We start from the raw sequence: 18,834 nt of genomic DNA, 5'->3' as shown, positions 1-18,834 counted from the left end.
GGCCTCACGCGCATCTGGAACCGCGGCGCGATGATGGAACTGATGGAGCGCGAGATCGAAAAATGCCTGCGCACCGGCGAGCACTTCGTGCTGGTGCTGCTGGACCTGGACCATTTCAAGCGCGTCAACGACACCCACGGCCACCTGGCCGGCGACGCCGTGCTGGTCGAGGTGGCGCGGCGCCTCACCTCGTTCGTGCGGCCCTACGATGCGGTGGGCCGCTATGGCGGAGAGGAGTTCATGGCCCTGTTGCCGGGGCTGACGCTGCCGGCCGGCGCCAACCGGATCGAGGCGCTGCGCCTGGCCGTGCGCACCGGCCCGGTCGATATCGGCGAGCAGCGCACGCTCGCCGTCACCGCCAGTTTCGGCGCGGTCATGTTCTCGCCGGGGGGGCCGGCCGGCCCCGCCGAGCTGCTGCGCCGGGCCGACGAGGCGCTCTACCGGGCGAAGCACGAGGGCCGCGACCGCGTCGGCTTCGCGGAGCAGACGATCGCGCCCTCGCCGTGCTAGTTCGCGCCGCCGGTGTTGGCGTACAGTCCCAGTTCGGCGACCTGCACGTTCGCGCCGCCGCTGATGTACAGGCGGTAATGGCGGTAGGCCGTGTCGTTGGCGACGTCGTAGTAGCGGGTCTGGTACTTGAACGCGAACGCCTGGGCGCTCTGGCTGTCGAGCACCACCCAGTCGCTGCCGTCCTGCGACGCCTGCAGCTGCCAGGCGGACGGATCGCGGCTCGGCGAATCGACGGAGCTGGTCACGCCATAGCGCCGGATGGTCTGCGCGACGCCGGCTCCGAAGTCGTAGCGCAGCCACTGCGGCACCGCCGTCGTGGCGGCGTGCCAGCGCGAACCCGGATTGCCGTCGAAGGCCAGGCTGGCCGCGCCGTCGCCGGTGCTGCTGGCCGTCGCCGTTCCGCCGAAGGCGACGTTGACCCACGACGGCGCCGGCAGCGCGCTGTCCTCCGGCGACTGGCCGCTGGTGCCGGCCGTGTTCGAGGCGGTCACCACGTAGTGGTAGCGGGTGCCGTTGGCGGCCGCGGTGTCGGTCCAGGTGGTGTTGCCGACGGCGGCCACCTCGGTGTACGGGCCGCCGCCGGCGGTGGAGCGCAGCACCTGGTAGCCGGTGGCGCCGTGGGCCTCGGTCCAGCGCACGATGACGCGGCCGTCGGCGGGCGTGGCGACCACCGACAGCGGCGTGGGCGGCGCGTTGGTCACGCCGCCGCCGTCGCCGCCGGTGATGGCCACGTCGCTGAAGGTCGCCGTGCTGGCCTGGCCGGTGACGGCCGATGAGGCGAACAGGCCGACGTAGGCGGTGGCCGGCATGTTGGCGAAGTCGTTGCTGTTGGCGCCGCTCCAGCTGGCGCCGTCGGGCGAGGTGGAGGTCTGGACCCGTTTGCCGATGCGCTCCATCTTGATCCAGTAGGGCAGTTGCGGCGCCGGGTTGACCGCGCCGGCCATCCACGAGTAGGCCATGGCCGTGGCGCCGCGCTCGTTCCAGCCGTAGCGGTGGTCGGTGGTCATCGCGATGTAGCTCTGGCTGACGGACTGGCCGGTCGCCACGTCGCGGATCATGATGCCGGCCTGGGCGTCGTTCGATCCGGCGCTGGAGACGGCGTTGACCTTGGCGATCATGGTGAAGTCGCCGGTCACGGGCCGGTGGGCGAAGCGGATGGTGGGCTTGCTGCCGGCGGGCGCCTGGCCGTTGTAGCCGCCCGTCAGCGTCCAGGCGCCGGCGGCGTAGGCCGTCGCGCCGGCCGGGGCGGCGCCGTGCAGGTCGGCCGACGTCAGCCCGCCGGTGAGCGTCGCCACCGGAGGCGGCGACGGAGGCGCGGGGGGCGTGGCGGCCGAGGTGTCGCCGCGGCGGCGGAACATGAAGCTGTCGGTGTCCTCGACCTGGTCGGTGGCGTACAGGTCGACCCAGTGCGTGTCCACGCCCTTGCGCACGGCGTAGGCGGTGTGCAGCAGGTTGAGCGCGGTGCGCGCCTGCGTGGTGGAGCGGGGCGCCCCGGCGATCGCGTTGAAGACGCCCCACGACATGCCGCCGAAGGGGACGTAGGATGGCGCGCTGTCCGGCAGGTGGTAGCGGGCGTAGTATTCGCCGACGGCGAGGATGCGGTTGTCGAGCAGCGAGAACACGTCCACGCCCTGGTTCCAGAAGGCCTGGCCCATCTCGGCCGCCAGCCGGACGTACAGGCTGGTGTGGCCCTGGTCGCGGCCGGTGTCGACCACCTCGCCGTTGGGCAGCGTGCCGCGCAGGCCGGTGTTGGCGTCGGTCTGGAAGGCCGCCAGCACCTGGTCGAACTTGGTGGCGTCCTCGTTGAAGATGGCGACGCCGAGCGCCCCGGTCAACTGCTCCATGCCCTGCGATCCGGTGAACAGCGGGCCGGGCACGGCCAGCACCGGCCAGAACACGGTGTTGAAGTAGTTCTGCACGGCGCCAGTGTCGCCGGCGGTCCAGCCGGGCCAGGTGGCGCGCAGGATGTCGGCCGCCGTGGCGCAGCGGCTGTCGCCGATCGCGAACGCCGCCTCGGCGCCGCCGAAGGCGGTTTGCGTGGTGGCCCAGGCCAGCAGCACGTCGTGCGCCCGCTGGGCGTAGTCGTTGTCGCCGGTGAAGTACCACATGCGTGCCAAGTTGTAGACCGCCTGCATGTCGCTTTGCCATTCGCCGAGGCGGACGTTGGGGTTGCGGCTGACGGTGGCCCACGGTCCCTGCATGGCGTAGGTCTTTTGCGAGCGCGCGTCGTTTTTCAGCTTGTCGTAGGCCGACTTCCACGGTTCCTTGTCCAGGTCGGCCTTGACGGCGTCCAGGTCCGCCCGGCTGAGCAGGACGCCCGGGTGCGCGAAGGCGGCCGGCGCGGCGTGCGCCGCCGGGACCGGGCTGGCCAGGATCAGGCCGCCGGCCAGCCAGCCGCAGGCCGCCACTTGCATATTCGTCTTGATTTTCATGCCACTATCTTCTCTTTGTTTACGATGGATCGGAACTGCGCTCTTCGATTCTTTGCGCGAACGCCGCCTTCAAGTCCCGCACCGCGAGGTCGAAGTTGGCGCACCACTGGCCGTTCGAGGCCTCCAGCCGGCATGCGCCGCGCGCCAGCGCCTGATCGGTCTTGACCGGCCAGTCCAGCGCCGGCAGCAGCGCCACGTCGTCCGGATGCGCGCGCAGCTGCGCGTCGACCAGTTTAGGGGGGGCCTCCTGCAGCACGCGCCTGAGCGAGGCGTCGATGCGCTCGCGCGGCGTGGTCTCCATCACCAGGCGGTCGTACAGGGTGTGGGCGAGGCCGGTGACGATGTCCTGCACCCGCTCCAGGATGGCGTCGTTGGCCCGCTCGAGCGATTGCAGCAGTTCGGCGGCCTGCTCGGTCACGCGCTGCCGCTCGGCGGCGCTCAGCCGGCTCGCCTGCTCGCGCGCCTCGGAGAGCAGCCGCTCGGCCTCGGCGCGCGCGTCGGCCAGGACGCCGTCGGCGCTGGCGCGCGCGTTCGCGGCCAGGGCGCCGGCCTCGGCGCGCGCCGCGCCCAGCAGCCGGTCCGCGCCGGCCCGGGCCTCGCGCGCAAGCAATCGGGCGGCATGCCGCGCGTCGGCCGTGATGGGCAGCGCGGCGGCGCGCAGTATGCCGTGCGGCGCGCGCAGGTGCGGGTTGCCGGGAATGGTGTCGACACAAAAACTGTTCAAGGCGTCTCCTCTGGGGGGATGGCGGAACTCAAGCCGCGCCATGGCTGGCGGCGCGCGCGTGGCACAACTGCCAGCAGCGCTGCACGCGCAGCTCCGATGCGGCGGTGGCCGCGTGGAAGGCCGGCGCGGCCGGCAGCAGGGTGTCCACCCGGTCGGCGAGCGGCTCGGGCAGCGACAGCCGGAGCCGCGCCCAGATGCCGGGGAAGCCGTGCTCGACGCGGCGGGCCAGTTCCGTCAGGCCGCGCACCTCCACCGGGTCGCCCGGGTGGAACGGGACATCGCCGCATCCCTTCAGGGGCTGGGTGAGGGCGATGCTCATGCACCAGCGGCGGTCGGCTATGGACAGGTGGCCCAGCACCGGCTGGTCCTGGGCGCGCGCGGCGACCAGGCCGCCGAACAGCGCGGCCGCCCTGCGCAGCAGATGCGCGGTGTCCACCGCGGCCACCTGCCAGCCGGGATCGAAGTCGCCGGGCATGTCGGCGCGCAGGCCGGCGGCGGCGCACCAGTCGCCGTATTGATCGCGCTCGGCGAGCGGGTCGGCGGCCAGCGCCGGCAGGGCGGGGCCGCCGGCCGCGTAGCGCCAGGGCGAGAACCACCAGTCGATGAAGGCGTCCGACAGCATGTGCGCCTCCCTTTCTAAGCGGCGGCCTTGGCCGCTTTCGCGCCCGCCGCCTCGGCGGCGCCGGCGTCCGCCTTGCCCTTGCCGGGTTTGCCCAGCTTGCCGCGCCCCTTCACCAGCGTGTAGCCGCCCGCCGCCAGCCCCAGCGCGCCGACGACGCCGAGCGCGATCAGGGTGGCCAGCAGGCCGCGGGCGGAGTCCACGTCGACCTTGAACGGCCCTATCGTGGTCCATTTCACGCCGGGCAGCGCGGCCTCGCCGGGCGTCAGCACCACCGACACCTTGGCGCGGCCGTCCTCGCTGGCCAGGCCGGGAATGCTGGAGGCCACCAGGCGCTGGACCCGCGGCGTGATGGCGTCCTCGTCGATCGGCGGCCGGTACTTGATGAACACGGCGGCCGAGGAGGGCTGGATCGGTTCGCCGGGGGCGACCCGCTCGGGCAGCACCACGTGTACGCGCGCCGAGATCACATTGTCGAACTGCTGCAGCGTGTAGCCCAGTTCCTCGGACAGGCCGTGCAGATAGCGCACGCGCTCCTCCAGCGGCGTGGAAATCATGCCCTGCTTCTTGAACACCTCGCCCAGGCTCTCCCTGCCGCGGCGCGGCAGGCCGGCGCCGTTCATGATGGACGTGGCGCGCGCCAGGTCGGTCTCGGCCAGCATCAGGCCGACGCCTTCCTTGCCGGGCTTCTTTTCGACCACGATGCCCTGCTGGTTCAGCACCATCACGATCTCGTTGGCGTCGGTGTCCGACAGGTTCGATTGCAGGGTGACGACCTTGGAGCAGGCGCTCAACAGGCCGATCACGCACAGCATGCCCGCGTACAGCAGCAGGCGCCGCATGGTCTGGGTGGTGTTCATGGGTGTTATTGCAGCTTGGTCAGGGAGTCGATCGATGTCGCGGCCTTGGACACCGTCTTGGAGATCGTCTGCACCCGCAGCTGGAAGTCGCTGAGCGCCATCATCGCGCGCATCAGGTCGATCTTGTCGCCGCTGCGGGTCGCGCTCTCCAGCAGCTTGGAGACGTATTGCTGGTCCTTCTTCACCTCGGCGGCCAGTTCGGTGGTGCGTCCGGCCAGCACGCGGCCCAGCGAATTGGCGCCGCCCGCCTTGCCGGCGGGGGCGCCGCCGCCCGCCGCGCCCATGCCGCCCTGGCGGTCCAGCGCGGCGCGGAACTGGTCGCTGCCGCTGTGATCCAGCGCCTGGATATCGATCTTCAGCTGCGCGCCTTGATCGGCGCCGCCGCCCGCGCGCATCTTCGGCGCGTTCATCGCAATGGTGTTCAGTTCCACAATTCGCTCCTCTAGGTTTCACGACATCGCTGTCGGCTGTACTTGTGTGGCGAATCGCGAGCCCGGGGTTCCACAAGGCGGACAATCAATCCAATATGTCGTGCCGCCGGCCGCAGTGCACGCCGCCGCAGCCGAGCGGGGCGGACGGATCGCAAAAGCCGTCGCTGCCGCAGCGGCGTTCGCACTCGGCCTTGGATTTGGGACGCAGCGCGGGCAGGCTGCCCGGGCGGTCCATTTTCGGCGGCCGCAACGGCTCGATGAAGGTGTCGGCCACGACGGCGACCCGATGCAGCCGGTCGCCGCCCTCTCCCGGGGCATCCTCGCCGAACCAGGCGCCCGGCGGCGCCGCGCGTCCGCCGCCGCCGCCACCGCCGGACTTCCGGCCCTTGCCCGGCCCGACAGGGGCGATATGGCCCGGTTCCGTCGCGCCGACGGGGACCACCAGCAGCCAATCGGCGGCGCCGGACTCCAGGATCAGCTCTTCCGGCTCGCTCTCTGGCACCGGAGGGAACAGCCGGCCCAGCCTGCGCTCGCGCCACAGGCGCCCGGCCGGTGGGGCGGGTTCATGTCCCGCCTCCACCTTGTCCCTGCCGGCCGCTCCGGGGCGCTCCCTGGCGTTCTCGTACAGCAGGTCCAGCGCCGCTTTCCGCATCGCCGCGCCCTGCGGCATGGGCAAGCCCCCCTTCGGCTCGGAAATCAGCATGTCCGCGCCACCGGCGCCGGCGCCGGACGGCGCGGCCGCGTCTATGGCGGCCACGCCCGCGGCCAGGCTGGAAGTGGCGGCGGCCGGGGCCGTGGACGGCGCCGTGGCCTCCGCTGCGATGGGCGCCGCGCGAGGCGGCAAGGGAGTCATGTCGTGTTGTTTCATTGGTTCTCTTTCTTGCGATACGATTCGGGCGGTTCGCCCAGGCTTTCCAGTTCGACTTCCCGGCCCGTGTCCTGCATCGCCACCAGCTCGTTCACCACGGCGTACACCTGGGCCACGGCCTCGTAGCTCGATTTCGGAATCACGTTGTCGGCCTTGCCGGTCGCGTACAGCGTGCGCGCCAGCCAGACGTGGCGGATCACCGGGATGTTGTGCTCGCGCGCGCGCCGTATCATGGCCTGGGCGATGTCGTCCTTGCCCTTGGCCAGCACCACCGGCACCATGGCCTCCGACGGGTCGTAGAACATGGCGACCGCGAAGTGGGTGGGATTGACCACCACCGCGTTGGCGTTCTCGGTGCGCGCGGCCGGCTCCTCGTTGGCCCATTCCCGCGCCAGCTGCTTGCGTTGGCCCTTGACCATGGGGTCCCCTTCGGACTCCTTGTACTCGCGCTTGATCTCCTCCTTGTCCATCATCAGGTCCTTCTTGTGGAAGGCCTTCTGTATCCCCAGGTCGACGATGCCGACCAGGATGCACACGCCGACCAGCGCGTGGAAGATGTCGCGCAGCATGCCGATGAAGCCGAAGTAGGCGTCGCTGGGCGAGCCGCCGGCCAGCTGGATGATGGACGGCAGTTCCGAGCGCACCTGGATGTAGACGAACCAGCCGATCAGGCTCGCCTTGGCGACCGAGATCATGACCTCGAACAGCTTCTTCTTGGAGAAGATGCCCTTGATGCCGTTGACGGGGTTGAGCTTGTCGAACTTCATGGTGGCCGCTTCCGGCGCGATCAGGATGCCGAACTGGCCCCAGTGGAAGACGACGGCGACCGGGATGCACACCACGAAGCACATCAGGAAGGTGATCAGCAGCAGGATGCCGGAGCCGGTCATCACCTCCATCAGCGCCGGCAGGAAGGGCTGGCCGATGCGCATCAGGCCCAGCTCCATCTGCGAGTGCACGGCGCCGCGCCATTGCGGCTCGGTGATGAAGGCGATTTCCGCGATGGCCAGCAGCGGCCCCACCTTGGCCAGGTCGCGGCTCATCGCGATCTGGCCCTTCTTGCGGGCGTCCTCTATCTTCTTGTCTGTGGGTTCTTCTGTTTTGTCGTCGCTCATGCGGCGGCTCCGGAGTGTCGGTTAGCGCGGGCTGACCTGCAGCAGCTCCGCCACGATGTCGAGCAGGCGCGAGAAGTCCCCCGCGATATAGTGCGAAAAGGTCGGCCAGAACGCCAGCAGGACGAACATGCCCACCAGGCTCTTGATCGGGGCCGACATCGAGGACACCTGCAGGTTGGAGGCGAACACGCCCACCATCGCGAACGCGAACTCGATGAATATCAGCGGGATCATCACCGGCGCGCCGTACACGATCACGTGCCAGAAGAACTCGCCGAAGCGCTTGATCAGGACGGTGACGTGGCCCGGTTCGAAGGGCGGCGTGAAGCTGAACGCCGGCCACAGGCCGTAGCTTTCGATCAGGATGCGCGCCAGCGCCACGAACAGGCCGGCCTGCATCATCACGATCATGGTGGCCTGCAGCAGCATGCCGCCCAGCGCGCTGGCGTCGCGGTCGACCGAGGCGTTGTTGGCCTGCACCTGCACCGCCGCGCGCTGGCTGTCGAAGATGGACGCCACCGATTGCACCACCCAGAACGGCACCGACAGCATGACGCCCAGCAGCAGGCCGACCATGGCCTCCTTGAACGCGAGCACGGCGGCGACGATGAAGTCCGGCGGCGCGGCCTGCACGTAGTGGAAGGTCGGCAGCGCGGCCGGCAGCACGATGGCCATGGCGGCCAGGTAGCGCGCCGCGCCCTGCAGCACGCTCAGGCCGAAGCCCGGCAGTATCATCAGGCAGACGATGGAGCGCGGCGCGATCAGCGCCATGCTGATGGCCGCGTTGTTGATGTCGATGAGGAGCGAGGAGTTCATGTCGCCCTAGCGGCCGATGTCCGGCACCAGCGTGAACGCCAGGTTGGTCAGCTCGATCAGTTCGACGCCGATCCAGCGCCCGGTGGCGGCCAGGGTGGCGCCCACCGCCACCAGCTTGACGACGTAGGGCAGGGTCTGGTCCTGGATCTGGGTCACCGCCTGGATCAGCGAGACCACCATGCCGCAGGCGGCGGCGATCAGCAGCGGCGGCGCCGACAGCATGATGGACAGCAGCAGGCCCTGCTGGAAGAAGTTGAGGGTTTCGGCCATGGTCTATCCTTTAAACGTAAGAGAGGGCGAGCGCGTTGAGCAACTTGGCCCAGCCGTCCACCAGGGTGAACAGCAGCAGCTTCAGCGGAATGGTGATGGTCTGCGGGCTGACCTGCTGCATGCCCAGCGCCATCAAGAGGTTGGAGATCAGCAGGTCGATCACCACGAACGGTATGTAGATCAGGAAGCCGATCTCGTAGCCGGCCTGCAGCTCCGACACCACGTGGGCCGGCACCAGGATCAGCGCGTCGGTGGGCGTGGCCTCCTGCGCCATCTCCTTCGGCCACAGCTTTTTCGCCGAGTTCAGGAACAGTTCCCGGTGTTCCGGCTTGCTGGTCTTGACCATGAACTCGCGCATGGGGCCGAACGCCTCGCCCAGGTGCTGCAGCAGCGGCGTGGTGCGCGAGGTGCTGGCGCTCATGTCGATGCTCATCACGCTCTTGCCCACCTGCTGCATGGTCGGCGCCATCACGAACACGCTCAGCGCCAGCGAGATGCCGTAGATGGCCAGCGTGGGCGGCACCTGCTGCACGCCCACCGCGTTGCGCAACACCATCAGCACCAGCGAGATTTTCAGGAAGGAGGTCGTCGTCAGCACCACCATGGGGATGAACGACAGCATCGCCAGCAGCAGCGAGAACGAGACGACGTCGAACTGGCTGTTCATCATGGCGCACCCCACTGGATGACGCGGATGCCCAGCTGGCCCGCCACGTCGACGATCTCGCCGCGGCCCAGCGTGCGCCCGGCCGAGACGATGGCGACCGAGGCGGGCGAGCCGCCGTCGAGCAGCACCACCGCGCCGGGGCCCAGCGTGCGCGCGTCGGCCAGCGGCAGGGACACCTTGCCCAGCTCGAAGGCCAGCGTGACGGGGAAGGCGTCGAGCCCGGCATAGACGTCGCCGGCCGTGTCCGGCGAGGCGTCCGCGAGGTCCGCGTCCGGCGCGGCGTCCAGTTCGGCGAAGAGCGCCTCGGCTTCGCCGTCGGGGATTTCGTCGCCGGGGGCTTCGCCGTCGACGGCTTCGCCGCCGCCCGCGTCCCGGCCGTCCTCCGGTTCGTCCTCCAGCGGATCGGCGCCCGAGGCGCCCGCTTCTTGTTCGATCCCGTGTTCCATGCCGTGTTCCATCTCGTATTCCATATCGTCGGTTGTCACTTTTCGCTCCACATCAAGTATTTCGAGGGAATTGGGCGCCGCGTAGCGCACGCGGACATGGCGGTGCCCAAGCCGTATCCGTCCTTCGCCGCCGGGGCCGAAGCGGGGGCTGTCCGGCACGATGACGTCGCCGGGGGCGAGCTTGGACAGGGCGCCCGAAGGCAGGGTGTGCCGCGCGATCGAGATGGTTTCCTCGCTTACGGCGGCCAGCCATGGGCGCGCCGGCGCGCGTTCGAACGACCAGTCGCAGCGTGACAGGAAGGCCAGCCAGGCCGCGGCCGGCGCGCGCGCCAATGAGCTGATCAGGTGACGCCGCGAACGCAGCGTCAGCCGCAGGCAGCAGTGTTCCTCCATGTGGGCGGGGGCGCCGGGCGCGGCGACGCCGAGGCCGGCGAACGGGGTCGCGGCCAGCCTGCCCGCGAGGGCGGCGGCCAGCCACGGCGCGGTGCCGGACGACCGCGCCTGGCCGGGATGGATGCCGGTCAGGCCCTGCAGCAGGCGCGCGCCATCGGCGATTTCGATGCGGCCGTCCGCGCCGGGACCGTCGGCGGGGGCGAGGAACAGGGAGTCGCGCCATTCGGCGCGGGCGCCGGCGGCGTCGTCGGCCAGTTCGACCGACAGCAGGGCCGGGGCGTGCGGCAGGTTGACGAAGCAGCCGCGGCGCACCATGCGGGCCAGTTGCGCGCGGGCTTCGCCGAGGCTGGCCGGCGCCGGCGCGCGGGCGGCGGCGGCCAGCGGCGAGTCCGCCGGCAGGATGACCGCGGCGCGCGGTGCAAGGGAGGTGGGATCGACGGTATCGGGCATGGATCGGCGGCGTTGAGACTGCATTGATCGGTGTGAACCGATGCGGTCTCGCGGCGTGGCCGACGCGTTACAGCACGGTGATGTTCACATTTCTGTGTGTAAGTCGTTCCATCCGGTCCTCCAGTTCCATCCGTTGCCGGCGCAGGCGGGCGCCGAACTTTTCCGTGGACGGCGAAAGCAGGTAGGACAGGGCGGAGGACTGGCCGCTGACCACCACGCCCAGGCGGTCGCCGGTGGGCAGAATGACGTCGAAAATGCCGTCGTTGCCGCCGGCCGGCAGCAGGCGCGCGAGTTCGGCGCTGTCCAGCCCCTGGTCCAGCGCCGCCAGCGTTTCGGCCAGCGTCCCGGCCAGCGATTCCCGCGGCGAGCCGCCGGCGCCGCCGCGCTCCGAGCTGTCCAGCGTCTCCTGGAACTCGCCGAAGAACTGGCCGGACCGCGTGCCGCCGTCGAAGCGGGTGTCGGCGTTGGGACCGGTGTCGGCGAGCGGCGCGCGCGCCTGCGCGGCGGACCCGCTGGACGTACTGGGCGCGGTGGACGCGTCGGACGCGCGCTGGTCCGGGGCGGCTTGCGCGCGCGGCTGGCGGACGGTTTTGGCCGTCGGCTGGCGCGGCTGCGCGCCGCCGGCGGACTGCGGCGCGGCCTGCTGCCGGGGACGCGCGGTCGCGGGCGTGAAGGGTGGCGCGTTGCCCGCCGCCGGCGGCTTTTTCTGCGGCGGCCGTTCGGTGGGGTTGCCGGCGCCGGGCTGTATCCTGGACATGGTCATGCTCCTTCCTGCTGGTGGAGGCTGCGCATTTCGTCGCGTATGATGGTGAGCTTCTCTTGTTGCCGGTTGGCCGCGAGCACGCGCGCGCGCGCCGTGAAAAACATGGCGCGCCTGGCGCGGCAGCGCTCCAGCGCCTCCATGCAGCGCAGGCGCTCGTCGGCGGCGGCCTGCTTCATGCGTTCGTACACCGCCTTGCTTTTCTGGTACTGGCCGCTGGTGGTGTTCATGGACATGAAGTCGCGGCGCGCCTGCGCCCAGAATTGCTTGCTGCCGTCGACCGCCTCGCGCCAGGCCAGCTTCATCCCGCGGAAGTGGTCGCGCGCGGCCCGCCAGGCCTGGCGCGCGTCCTTGCGCTCCCGCTCGTACCGGTCCATGCGCTGCTTGCGCACGCCGAGCAGCTGGTCGAGGCTTTTGTCCAGCGGCTTGGGTTCGGCCACCTCGACCGGCTCGCGTTTGGCCTTCGGCTTTCCAAATCCCGCGACGGCGCCCATGCGTCAGGCCTGCATGGTGATCAGCTGGTCGATGGCGCCCTGGAAGTCGGAGCTGGTCGACGTGTTCTGGCGCAGGAAACCCATTTGCGCGTCGCGCATGCCGACCGCGCGGTCGGCCACCGGGTCGACGCCGGGCTTGTATTCGCCCAGCCGTATCATCAGTTCCATCTCCTGGTAGCGCGCCAGCATCTCGCGGAACTTGGTGGCCGCCGCGCGGTGCTCCCGGGAGACCACGTTGCCCATGATGCGGCTGATGCTGGAGAGCACGTCGATGGCCGGGTAGTGTCCCTGCTCGGCCAGCTTGGAGCGCAGGTAGATGTGGCCGTCGAGCAGCGACTTGGCCTCGTCGCCGATGGGGTCGGACGAGTTGTCGCCGTCCACCAGCACCGTGTACATGGCGGTGATGGCGCCGTCCGGCGTGCGGCCGGCGCGCTCGATCAGGCGCGGCAGCATGGTGTAGACCGAGGGCGTGAAGCCGCCGCGCGCGGGCGGCTCGCCCGCCGCCAGGCCGATCTCGCGCTGGGCGCGCGCGAAGCGGGTCAGCGAATCGACCAGCAGCAGCACCTTCAGGCCGCGCGCGCGGAAGGCCTCGGCCACCGCCGTGGCGGTGAACGCGGCGCGCGAGCGCTCCATCGAGGTGCGGTCCGAGGTGGCGACCACGATGATGGTCTTGGCCACCAGTTCGGCGTCCAGTTCGTGCTCAAGGAACTCGTTGAGCTCGCGGCCCCGTTCGCCGATCAGGCCGAACACCACCACGTCGGCCTTGCAGCCGCGCGCGATGGCGGCCATCAGCGTGGTCTTGCCGCAGCCGGGACCGGCGAACACGCCGATGCGCTGGCCCACGCCCATGGTGATCATGCCGTCGATGGCGCGCACGCCGGAGGCGAGCGGGGTGTCGATGCGGGGCCGGTCGCTGGGCTTGGGCGAGTCGCGTATCACCGGCACGGTCTCGCGCCAGGTGCCCACCGCCGGCGGCACCAGCTGGGAGCGGTGCATCAGCCGGCCGAAGCCGTCCAGCACGCAGCCGTACAGGTGGTCGCCCACCTCGATGGTGTGGGCGCGCCCCAGCGGGACGATGACGGTGCGGTTGGACACGCCTTCGAGCGGGCTGAGGGCGGACAAGATGGCGGACTTGTCGGTGAAGCCGACCACCTCGGCCAGCATGGGTTCGCCGCCGGCGTCGTTCTCGCTGACCATGTGGCACAGCTCGCCGATCTGCACCGGCGGCATGTGCGCCTCGATCAGCGTGCCCAGCACCTGCGACACCTTGCCGTTGCTGGTGAAGCCGGGGCGGGGCGGCAGCGCCGTGGTCCATTGCGGGGCCAGCAGCCGCAGGGCCGCCACCCTGGCGCCGATGGCGTCGGTGGGGTCGCCCGGCGCGGCGGCCGTCATGGGCGCCGCGCTCACCATTTCACCTTGATCTTGCGTTCGCCGTCGAACTGGAGGTGGTGGCCATCGACCGCCACCAGCCGCAAGCCCTTGTGCTCGTCGCCCACGTACAGGCGCTTGCCGTCCTGCGTGACGATGCTGGCGTTGGCGCCGGAGATGACCTCGCGCACGCGGAACGGCAGCATCACCTCGGCGCCGCCGACCCTGGCGTGCACCGGGAACTTGATGTTGTGCGTTTGCACGAAGGCCTTCAGGATGCGGTCGAAGCGGGCCGCCTCCTCGGCGTCCAGGGAGGCCTGCATGGTCCATTCGCCGTCGCGCAGGTCGAGGTTGAAGCGCTTCAGCAGGTCGACCTCCTTCAGGCGGGTGCGGAAGGCGTCGCGCAACTCCTGCGGGGACGCTTTCCGCTCCGGCGCCGATGCCTGGGCGGGCGGCGGGCCTGGCGGCAGGGCGGCCGGCTGGCCGTCCGGCAGGGCGCCCGGCAGCGTGGCGGCCTGTTCGGCCGCCGGGCCGGCGCCGCGCGGCGCGGGGATGGAGGACGCCGCGGGCGCGGCCTCGTGCTCGGGCCGGGATTTGATGGAATAGGCCGCGCAGGCGGACAGGATGGTCACCAGCACGGTCGGCACCAGCAGCATTTTCCAGCGGCGCCAGCCGGCGCCGCGCGCGGGCCTGGCCTTGACGGCCTTCGCCGGCGCGGCCTTCGCCTTGGCCGCCTTCGCCGCCGGCTCCGCCGCGGCGCTCGCCTGCGCGGGCGGCGCCGCCGGCATGGGTTCCGGGGCAGTGGCGGCCGCGTGGGGCGCGTGCTGGGGATCGTCGAGCGGCGAGTCGCTATAGGGTTCGTAGCCGTCCGGGCCATCGGCGTCGGCCGCGAGGGGGGCGGATTGCGGGGCCGGTTGACCGTCGTTGTCCATGGCGCCGTCGCCCTGGGCCGGCTCCGGCGGTGGATTTTCCCAGGGCGCGTCCTGGCCGGCCACGCACAGCCAGACATGGCCGAGGCGGGCGAAATCGCCGTCCCGCAGCTCCAGCGCCGCGAACGGCCGGTTGTGCTCCGTGCCCAGCACCGCGCCGTCCAGCGTGGACAGGGTCCAGCCCTGTGGGCCGGGCGCCAGGGTGGCGTGCCGGGTTTCGATGCCCGGGTCCACCAGCACGACGTCGGCGTCGTCGTCCGCGCCGATGACCAGGGTGTGCTCGTCCAGGGGCAAGGTGGCGCCGCGATGCAGGCCGTTCAGAATTCTCAGTTCAAACATGGTAGTGCTCCCGCTGCGTTACTTCCGATATCGATGGGTGGGGCCGGAGGGCCCGGCGGTTCCATCGCGCCGTGGGCGGAGCCCGCGGGGCCCGCCATGGTTTGCGTTGCGACGGCGTCAGGCGGAAGACATCAGGCGGGCGCCTTCGCCGGCGCGGGGGTCTTCAGCTTGAGCAGCGCCAGCACCCCGCTTTGCGGCGGCGGCACCGGCTTGGCCTCGGCGTCGAAGATATTCCAGTCGGGATTGTCGCGGTTCATCAGCGCGCCGATCACCAGGTACTCGGCGAATTCCTTTTTCTGCTTGCCGGCCGCCTCGCGCTGGCGCGCCGCGCTGGCCAGGGCGACCACCGAGATCGGCCCGGCGGGCGCCTTCTTTTCCCGCGCGGCGCCGATGCCGTTGAGTTTGGCGAGCATCTGCTGCACCGTCTCCGTCATGCGTTCGCATGCCTGCTTCTGCAGGTATTGCACCGATTTGGCGGCGAACGGGTCGTTCTCCGCGCGCGCGATCAGCGCCAGGATCTGGCTGTCGCTCATGTCGTCCAGGCGCAATGCGCCGTCCGGCGTGGTGGGTGTTGTTGGTTTCTGGCTCATGGTGTCTCCCGGTTAGATGCTTTGAAGGATGCTGTCGCGCATTTTTTTCGCCATCTTGGTTTCCAGTTCGGCCACCGCCAATTTCTCTTCGTTCATGCGGATATGGGCTTTGGTGTCCACCTCCTGCTGGGTCAGGCGATCCTGGGCTTGCAGCAGCGTCTCGTGCCCGGGGCCATTGGGCGGCGTCGGCGGCGCCGACGGCGGCGCCCCGTGCTTCAGGAACGATAATTCAGCCATAAGGTGCTGGATGAGCTGCTGCATCTGCTGCATTTCTTGCATGCCGCCGCAGCCATGCTGCGTGGCGAAGTGGTTGGCGTGGTGGGCCAACTGGTTCTGGTTGTAGTTCTGCATCTGCATGCCGTAATGGTCCTGCAGATGGTTGGCGAAATGCTGTTCCGGCGTGCCCTGCGCGGGCGCAGGGGCCCCGGCTCCCTGCATGTGCGAGATATGGCCCATTGAAACGAGGTTTAATGGAACGCCTGTCATGATGTACTCTCCTTAATTGAACGGCCGCCGCGGAAGCGGCCTCTTTTCCATGAATGTCGGGCGGCGGCCCGCGGTTCCTTGCCGCTTTAAAGTTCGACCATGCCCACCGGCTGCACCTTGGCGTGCTGGGTCAGTTCCGAGAACGCGAACACCGGCACCGGGAAGAATTCCTCCTCGATCAGCTTGCGCACCGAGCGCCGGATGTCGGCCGCCGTCACCATCACCGGCGGCGTGATGGGCGAGCAGTTGTTGGTGATGAGCTCGGCCAGGCGGTCCAGCACCATCTGCTCGGTTTCCGCGTCCAGGTCCAGGTAGGTGCCCTGGCTGGTCTGGCGCATGGCGTTGCGCAGCCTGTCCTCCAGTTCGGGCGCCAGCAGGATCACCTCGATCACGCCGTCGCGCGCCACCTCGTGGCACATCTGCCGCTTCAGCGCCAGCCGGACGTAGTCGGCGACCACGTCCGGGTCGCGTTCCTTCTGCGCCCAGTCCAGCGTGGTCTCCAGCAGCAGGCGCGCGTTGCGCAGCGAAACGCCCTCGCGCGTCAGGCGCTGCACCACCTCGGTCAGGCGGGTCAGCGGCACGTGCTTGTTGACCTCCTTGCCCAGTTCCGGATAGCGCCGCTCGGCCCAGCGCGTGAAGCGGATCACCTCGTTCACGCCCAGGAACATGGCGCAGTTGCGCAGCATTTCCACCTCGATGTCCGAGCCCAGCACATGCTCGAAGCGCTGGAACTGGATGCCGGCCTCGCGCAGCTGGTCCTCGTCCTCGATGCGGGCCCACACGCGCCGGCGCCGGGTGCCGGCGATCGGCAGCTCGAACGCCGTGAAGCCCAACTCGGCCATGCGCTCGGCGGTCTCGCGCACCACGCCCCAGCCCAGGCGGATCTCCTCGTCCACCAGCGGCACCTCGCCCATCAGGAATTGCACGCGGCCGAACGGCACCGTGTCCTTGTACTGGAAGTCGATCGGCTTCAGGTCCGGCACGCCCCTGCGGTCGATGATCATGTTGCGCATCACGCGCACCGCGGTGCGGATGGTCTCGGCCTCCGGCGTGCCCTCCATCTGCTCCGAGAAGCGCAGCACGAAGGGCAGGGTGGCGGCGAAGTTGGTCAGGTCGACGATCACCGCGTTCTCGACGTCGGCCTGGGCCTCCTGGCGCGCGTTCTCGACGTCGGCCAGCGGCCGCAGCAGGCCCAGCACGCCGCCGCCGGCCAGGCCCAGCGCGAGCAGCATGAAGGTCACGGTCGGCATGCCGGGGATGCTGGCGAACAGCAGCATGATGGCGGCCGCCGTCAGCAGGGCCTTGGGTTCGGCGAACAGCTCCTTGACGATGTCCTGGCCGATGTTGGTGGCGATGGGCTCGCCGTCCGCGTCCATGTGTTCGGCCGTGACGCGGGTGGTGATCATGCCGGCGCCCAGCGAGATCAGCAGCGCCGGGATCTGCGAGATCAGCGCGTCGCCGATCGACAGGATGGAGTACACCTTGAGCGCCTCGCCGGCCGGCAGGCCGCGCTGCATGACGCCGATCGAGATGCCGCCTATCATGTTGATGGCCATGATGCACAGGCCGGCGATGGCGTCGCCCTTGACGAACTTCATGGCGCCGTCCATGGCGCCGTGCAGCTGGCTCTCCTGGCCCAGGTGGGCGCGCTTGGCGCGCGCCTCCTCGGCCGTCAGCAGGCCGGCGCGCAGGTCGCTGTCGATCGACATCTGCTTGCCGGGCATGGCGTCCAGCGTGAAGCGGGCCGAGACCTCCGAGACCCGCTCCGAGCCCTTGGTGATGACGATGAATTGCACCACGGTGAGGATCAGGAAGATCACCAGGCCGACCACCAGGTTGCCGCCGACCACGAACTGGCCGAAGGTCTCGACGATGGCGCCGGCGTCGCCCTCCAGCAGGATCAGGCGGGTGGTGGAGACCGAGATGGCCAGCCGGAACAGCGTGGTCAGCAGCAGGACCGCCGGGAAGGTGGAGAAGGCGGTGGCGCCGGACATGTACATCGACACCACCACGATCAGGCCGGACACGCACAGGTTGAGCGCGATCAGCAGGTCGAGCAGGGCGTGCGGCATCGGCAGCACCAGCATGAACACGATGCCGATCACCAGCGCTGCGGCGATCAGCTCCGCGCGCTGGGCCACCTTGGCGGCGTAGCCGTTCAGTTTGACGACGACGGCGAGCAGGTTCATGGCTGCCCCTTCGGCGCCATCCCGGCGCGGCGCAGCACCATCGTGATCCAGGCGTCGCAGGCGGCGGTCCGGGCGGCCAGCAGCCGCTCCGTGTCCACCGGTTCCAGCACCTCGGCGGCGGCGTAGGCGTGCATCAGGATCAGGTTGCGCTCTTCCGGCCAGACCAGCAGGCAGCCCTTGGCCAGCAGGAAGGCCTCCTCGAACTGGCGCGCGCGCAGATGGCCCCAGACCAGGCCGATCGCGATGATCTGGTCCATGGTCATCTCATCGCGCTTCAACCTGGTTCGCATGCGCGCTCCTCGTCGTCGGCCACCAGCCCGGCCTCGGCCTCGGCCTCGCTCCTGCGCATCTGCTGCCAGCGCAGCCGCATCTGCACCGCCTTCTCCACCAGCGAGATGGCGTTCAGCAGGTCGGGCCGGACCTCCTCGGACATCCGCAGCGAGGCCTCCACCAGCGTCTTCTGCAGCATGCGCATGCCCGGCACCGGATCGCCGCTCCAGGCCGGGTTGTCGACCGTCAGCCTGGCGCCGAGGATATCGGTCAGCGGCGCGACCGCGTTCGGCAGCTCGGTCGAGGGCGGCAGCGACAGCGCGGCCTCGGCGGGGCTCAGCAGCAGGCGCGACTTGGACTCGAGCTCGGCGTTTTGCACGCCGTGGATTTCGCCGCGCTCGATCTGCTCGACCTGCGCGGGCGCGCCGGCGCGGCCGGTCCTGGCGATGCGCGCGTTCATTTCAGCAGCTCCACGGCCGCCGCGACCTCGTCCTCTTCGAGGAGGCGCGCGTCCTGGTGGTAGGAGGGCAGGCGCTTGAGCACATACCAGGCGCCGTCCTTCAGCTGCGCCGGCAGCCAGCCGCCGAAGCGCGCCATGTCGCCGGCGCGCTTGTGCAGCAGCCGGGTGGCGTCGACCCGCCGCGCGTACTCGCCCTCCATGCCGAGGCCGACCAGCATGCCGTCGTCCATCGGATAGGCCAGCATGGCGATGCCGTCCGCCAGCGTCGCCACGGCCACGGAATTCTCGGCGTGCGCCCGTTTCACCAGTTCCATCAGCAGTTCTCTCATCGCTATTTACCTCGTGGTG

The 18,834-nt window shown here is 70.1% G+C and carries 22 protein-coding genes; 1 reads left to right on the top strand and 21 read right to left on the bottom strand.

Annotated elements, in window-relative coordinates; all coding sequences use genetic code 11:
• On the top strand, positions 1–510 hold a 510-nt coding region (locus tag BM436_RS29995; protein ID WP_143133370.1), incomplete at its 5' end, for a GGDEF domain-containing protein.
• Here BM436_RS29995 and BM436_RS29990 read toward each other — a convergent pair.
• The 21 genes from BM436_RS29990 to BM436_RS29890 all read right to left on the bottom strand — a co-directional run bounded on the left by BM436_RS29990 (position 507) and on the right by BM436_RS29890 (position 18,815).
• The gene (locus tag BM436_RS29990) at positions 507–2,942 is read right to left on the bottom strand and encodes a discoidin domain-containing protein (protein WP_093559721.1); all 2,436 of its coding nucleotides are present in this window, start codon (positions 2,940–2,942) and stop codon (positions 507–509) included. The two genes, BM436_RS29995 and BM436_RS29990, sit on opposite strands and share 4 nt — an antisense overlap.
• A 19-nt stretch (positions 2,943–2,961) precedes the next feature.
• Entirely contained in the window at positions 2,962–3,666 is a 705-nt protein-coding gene (locus BM436_RS29985; protein WP_177307628.1) for a FliH/SctL family protein, read from the bottom strand.
• 28 nt (positions 3,667–3,694) lie between these two features.
• Positions 3,695–4,288: a hypothetical protein gene (locus tag BM436_RS29980; RefSeq protein WP_093559717.1), complete on the bottom strand. Its 594-nt coding sequence runs from the start codon at positions 4,286–4,288 to the stop codon at positions 3,695–3,697.
• A gap of 14 nt (positions 4,289–4,302) precedes the next feature.
• Complete coding sequence (sctJ, locus tag BM436_RS29975; protein WP_093559715.1) at positions 4,303–5,145, bottom strand: type III secretion system inner membrane ring lipoprotein SctJ; 843 nt, start codon at positions 5,143–5,145, stop codon at positions 4,303–4,305.
• Between the two features lie 5 nt (positions 5,146–5,150).
• Positions 5,151–5,576, bottom strand: a complete 426-nt coding sequence (locus BM436_RS29970) for an EscF/YscF/HrpA family type III secretion system needle major subunit (protein ID WP_229490867.1) — start codon at positions 5,574–5,576, stop codon at positions 5,151–5,153.
• Between the two features lie 85 nt (positions 5,577–5,661).
• Positions 5,662–6,444, bottom strand: a complete 783-nt coding sequence (locus BM436_RS29965; RefSeq protein WP_143133369.1) for a hypothetical protein — start codon at positions 6,442–6,444, stop codon at positions 5,662–5,664.
• The gene (gene sctU, locus BM436_RS29960) at positions 6,441–7,559 is read right to left on the bottom strand and encodes a type III secretion system export apparatus subunit SctU (protein ID WP_093559712.1); all 1,119 of its coding nucleotides are present in this window, start codon (positions 7,557–7,559) and stop codon (positions 6,441–6,443) included. The genes BM436_RS29965 and sctU overlap by 4 nt, the downstream gene beginning before the upstream one ends.
• 21 nt (positions 7,560–7,580) lie before the next feature.
• The gene (locus tag BM436_RS29955) at positions 7,581–8,375 is read right to left on the bottom strand and encodes an EscT/YscT/HrcT family type III secretion system export apparatus protein (protein WP_093559710.1); all 795 of its coding nucleotides are present in this window, start codon (positions 8,373–8,375) and stop codon (positions 7,581–7,583) included.
• 6 nt (positions 8,376–8,381) lie between these two features.
• Entirely contained in the window at positions 8,382–8,645 is a 264-nt protein-coding gene (sctS, locus tag BM436_RS29950) for a type III secretion system export apparatus subunit SctS (RefSeq protein WP_093559709.1), read from the bottom strand.
• Between the two features lie 10 nt (positions 8,646–8,655).
• Positions 8,656–9,315, bottom strand: a complete 660-nt coding sequence (gene sctR / locus BM436_RS29945; protein ID WP_093559707.1) for a type III secretion system export apparatus subunit SctR — start codon at positions 9,313–9,315, stop codon at positions 8,656–8,658.
• Positions 9,312–10,601, bottom strand: a complete 1,290-nt coding sequence (locus BM436_RS29940) for a FliM/FliN family flagellar motor switch protein (protein ID WP_143133368.1) — start codon at positions 10,599–10,601, stop codon at positions 9,312–9,314. The genes sctR and BM436_RS29940 overlap by 4 nt, the downstream gene beginning before the upstream one ends.
• Before the next feature lie 67 nt (positions 10,602–10,668).
• Positions 10,669–11,358 carry a hypothetical protein gene (locus BM436_RS29935; RefSeq protein WP_143133367.1) on the bottom strand — a complete coding sequence of 230 codons (690 nt, stop codon included), beginning with the start codon at positions 11,356–11,358 and terminating at the stop codon, positions 10,669–10,671.
• Between the two features lie 2 nt (positions 11,359–11,360).
• The gene (locus tag BM436_RS29930; RefSeq protein ID WP_093559703.1) at positions 11,361–11,855 is read right to left on the bottom strand and encodes a hypothetical protein; all 495 of its coding nucleotides are present in this window, start codon (positions 11,853–11,855) and stop codon (positions 11,361–11,363) included.
• Between the two features lie 3 nt (positions 11,856–11,858).
• Complete coding sequence (locus tag BM436_RS29925) at positions 11,859–13,247, bottom strand: FliI/YscN family ATPase (protein WP_093559723.1); 1,389 nt, start codon at positions 13,245–13,247, stop codon at positions 11,859–11,861.
• A gap of 11 nt (positions 13,248–13,258) precedes the next feature.
• Positions 13,259–14,491, bottom strand: a complete 1,233-nt coding sequence (locus BM436_RS37305; RefSeq protein WP_177307626.1) for an FHA domain-containing protein — start codon at positions 14,489–14,491, stop codon at positions 13,259–13,261.
• Positions 14,492–14,622: 131 nt separating this feature from the next.
• Positions 14,623–15,081: a hypothetical protein gene (locus BM436_RS29915; RefSeq protein ID WP_143133366.1), complete on the bottom strand. Its 459-nt coding sequence runs from the start codon at positions 15,079–15,081 to the stop codon at positions 14,623–14,625.
• Positions 15,082–15,093: 12 nt separating this feature from the next.
• Positions 15,094–15,567, bottom strand: a complete 474-nt coding sequence (locus BM436_RS29910; protein ID WP_143133365.1) for a hypothetical protein — start codon at positions 15,565–15,567, stop codon at positions 15,094–15,096.
• A gap of 86 nt (positions 15,568–15,653) precedes the next feature.
• Positions 15,654–17,756 carry a type III secretion system export apparatus subunit SctV gene (sctV, locus tag BM436_RS29905; RefSeq protein WP_093559698.1) on the bottom strand — a complete coding sequence of 701 codons (2,103 nt, stop codon included), beginning with the start codon at positions 17,754–17,756 and terminating at the stop codon, positions 15,654–15,656.
• Complete coding sequence (locus tag BM436_RS29900; RefSeq protein WP_093559696.1) at positions 17,753–18,046, bottom strand: hypothetical protein; 294 nt, start codon at positions 18,044–18,046, stop codon at positions 17,753–17,755. Before BM436_RS29900 ends, sctV begins: the two co-directional genes overlap by 4 nt.
• On the bottom strand, positions 18,031–18,486 hold the full coding sequence (locus BM436_RS29895; RefSeq protein WP_093559694.1) for a hypothetical protein: 456 nt from the start codon (positions 18,484–18,486) through the stop codon (positions 18,031–18,033). The genes BM436_RS29900 and BM436_RS29895 overlap by 16 nt, the downstream gene beginning before the upstream one ends.
• Positions 18,483–18,815: a hypothetical protein gene (locus tag BM436_RS29890; protein ID WP_093559692.1), complete on the bottom strand. Its 333-nt coding sequence runs from the start codon at positions 18,813–18,815 to the stop codon at positions 18,483–18,485. The genes BM436_RS29895 and BM436_RS29890 overlap by 4 nt, the downstream gene beginning before the upstream one ends.
• Positions 18,816–18,834 lie beyond the last annotated feature (19 nt).

Origin of the sequence: Pseudoduganella namucuonensis, from assembly GCF_900116645.1 — a bacterium.
Classification (GTDB): domain Bacteria; phylum Pseudomonadota; class Gammaproteobacteria; order Burkholderiales; family Burkholderiaceae_D; genus Rugamonas; species Rugamonas namucuonensis.
This window is presented reverse-complemented; position numbering and strand designations above follow the sequence as displayed.

Bases quoted from the DNA above. Each gene is read 5' to 3' on its own strand.
- BM436_RS29990 (WP_093559721.1), bottom strand. From the start codon at position 2,942: ATGAAAATCAAGACGAATATGCAAGTGGCGGCCTGCGGCTGGCTGGCC.
- BM436_RS29980 (WP_093559717.1), bottom strand. From the start codon at position 4,288: ATGCTGTCGGACGCCTTCATCGACTGGTGGTTCTCGCCCTGGCGCTAC.
- sctJ (WP_093559715.1), bottom strand. From the start codon at position 5,145: ATGAACACCACCCAGACCATGCGGCGCCTGCTGCTGTACGCGGGCATG.
- BM436_RS29965 (WP_143133369.1), bottom strand. From the start codon at position 6,444: ATGAAACAACACGACATGACTCCCTTGCCGCCTCGCGCGGCGCCCATC.
- sctU (WP_093559712.1), bottom strand. From the start codon at position 7,559: ATGAGCGACGACAAAACAGAAGAACCCACAGACAAGAAGATAGAGGAC.
- BM436_RS29955 (WP_093559710.1), bottom strand. From the start codon at position 8,375: ATGAACTCCTCGCTCCTCATCGACATCAACAACGCGGCCATCAGCATG.
- sctS (WP_093559709.1), bottom strand. From the start codon at position 8,645: ATGGCCGAAACCCTCAACTTCTTCCAGCAGGGCCTGCTGCTGTCCATC.
- sctR (WP_093559707.1), bottom strand. From the start codon at position 9,315: ATGATGAACAGCCAGTTCGACGTCGTCTCGTTCTCGCTGCTGCTGGCG.
- BM436_RS29940 (WP_143133368.1), bottom strand. From the start codon at position 10,601: ATGCCCGATACCGTCGATCCCACCTCCCTTGCACCGCGCGCCGCGGTC.
- BM436_RS29935 (WP_143133367.1), bottom strand. From the start codon at position 11,358: ATGTCCAGGATACAGCCCGGCGCCGGCAACCCCACCGAACGGCCGCCG.
- BM436_RS29930 (WP_093559703.1), bottom strand. From the start codon at position 11,855: ATGGGCGCCGTCGCGGGATTTGGAAAGCCGAAGGCCAAACGCGAGCCG.
- BM436_RS29925 (WP_093559723.1), bottom strand. From the start codon at position 13,247: ATGACGGCCGCCGCGCCGGGCGACCCCACCGACGCCATCGGCGCCAGG.
- BM436_RS37305 (WP_177307626.1), bottom strand. From the start codon at position 14,491: ATGTTTGAACTGAGAATTCTGAACGGCCTGCATCGCGGCGCCACCTTG.
- BM436_RS29915 (WP_143133366.1), bottom strand. From the start codon at position 15,081: ATGAGCCAGAAACCAACAACACCCACCACGCCGGACGGCGCATTGCGC.
- BM436_RS29910 (WP_143133365.1), bottom strand. From the start codon at position 15,567: ATGACAGGCGTTCCATTAAACCTCGTTTCAATGGGCCATATCTCGCAC.
- sctV (WP_093559698.1), bottom strand. From the start codon at position 17,756: ATGAACCTGCTCGCCGTCGTCGTCAAACTGAACGGCTACGCCGCCAAG.
- BM436_RS29900 (WP_093559696.1), bottom strand. From the start codon at position 18,046: ATGCGAACCAGGTTGAAGCGCGATGAGATGACCATGGACCAGATCATC.
- BM436_RS29895 (WP_093559694.1), bottom strand. From the start codon at position 18,486: ATGAACGCGCGCATCGCCAGGACCGGCCGCGCCGGCGCGCCCGCGCAG.
- BM436_RS29890 (WP_093559692.1), bottom strand. From the start codon at position 18,815: ATGAGAGAACTGCTGATGGAACTGGTGAAACGGGCGCACGCCGAGAAT.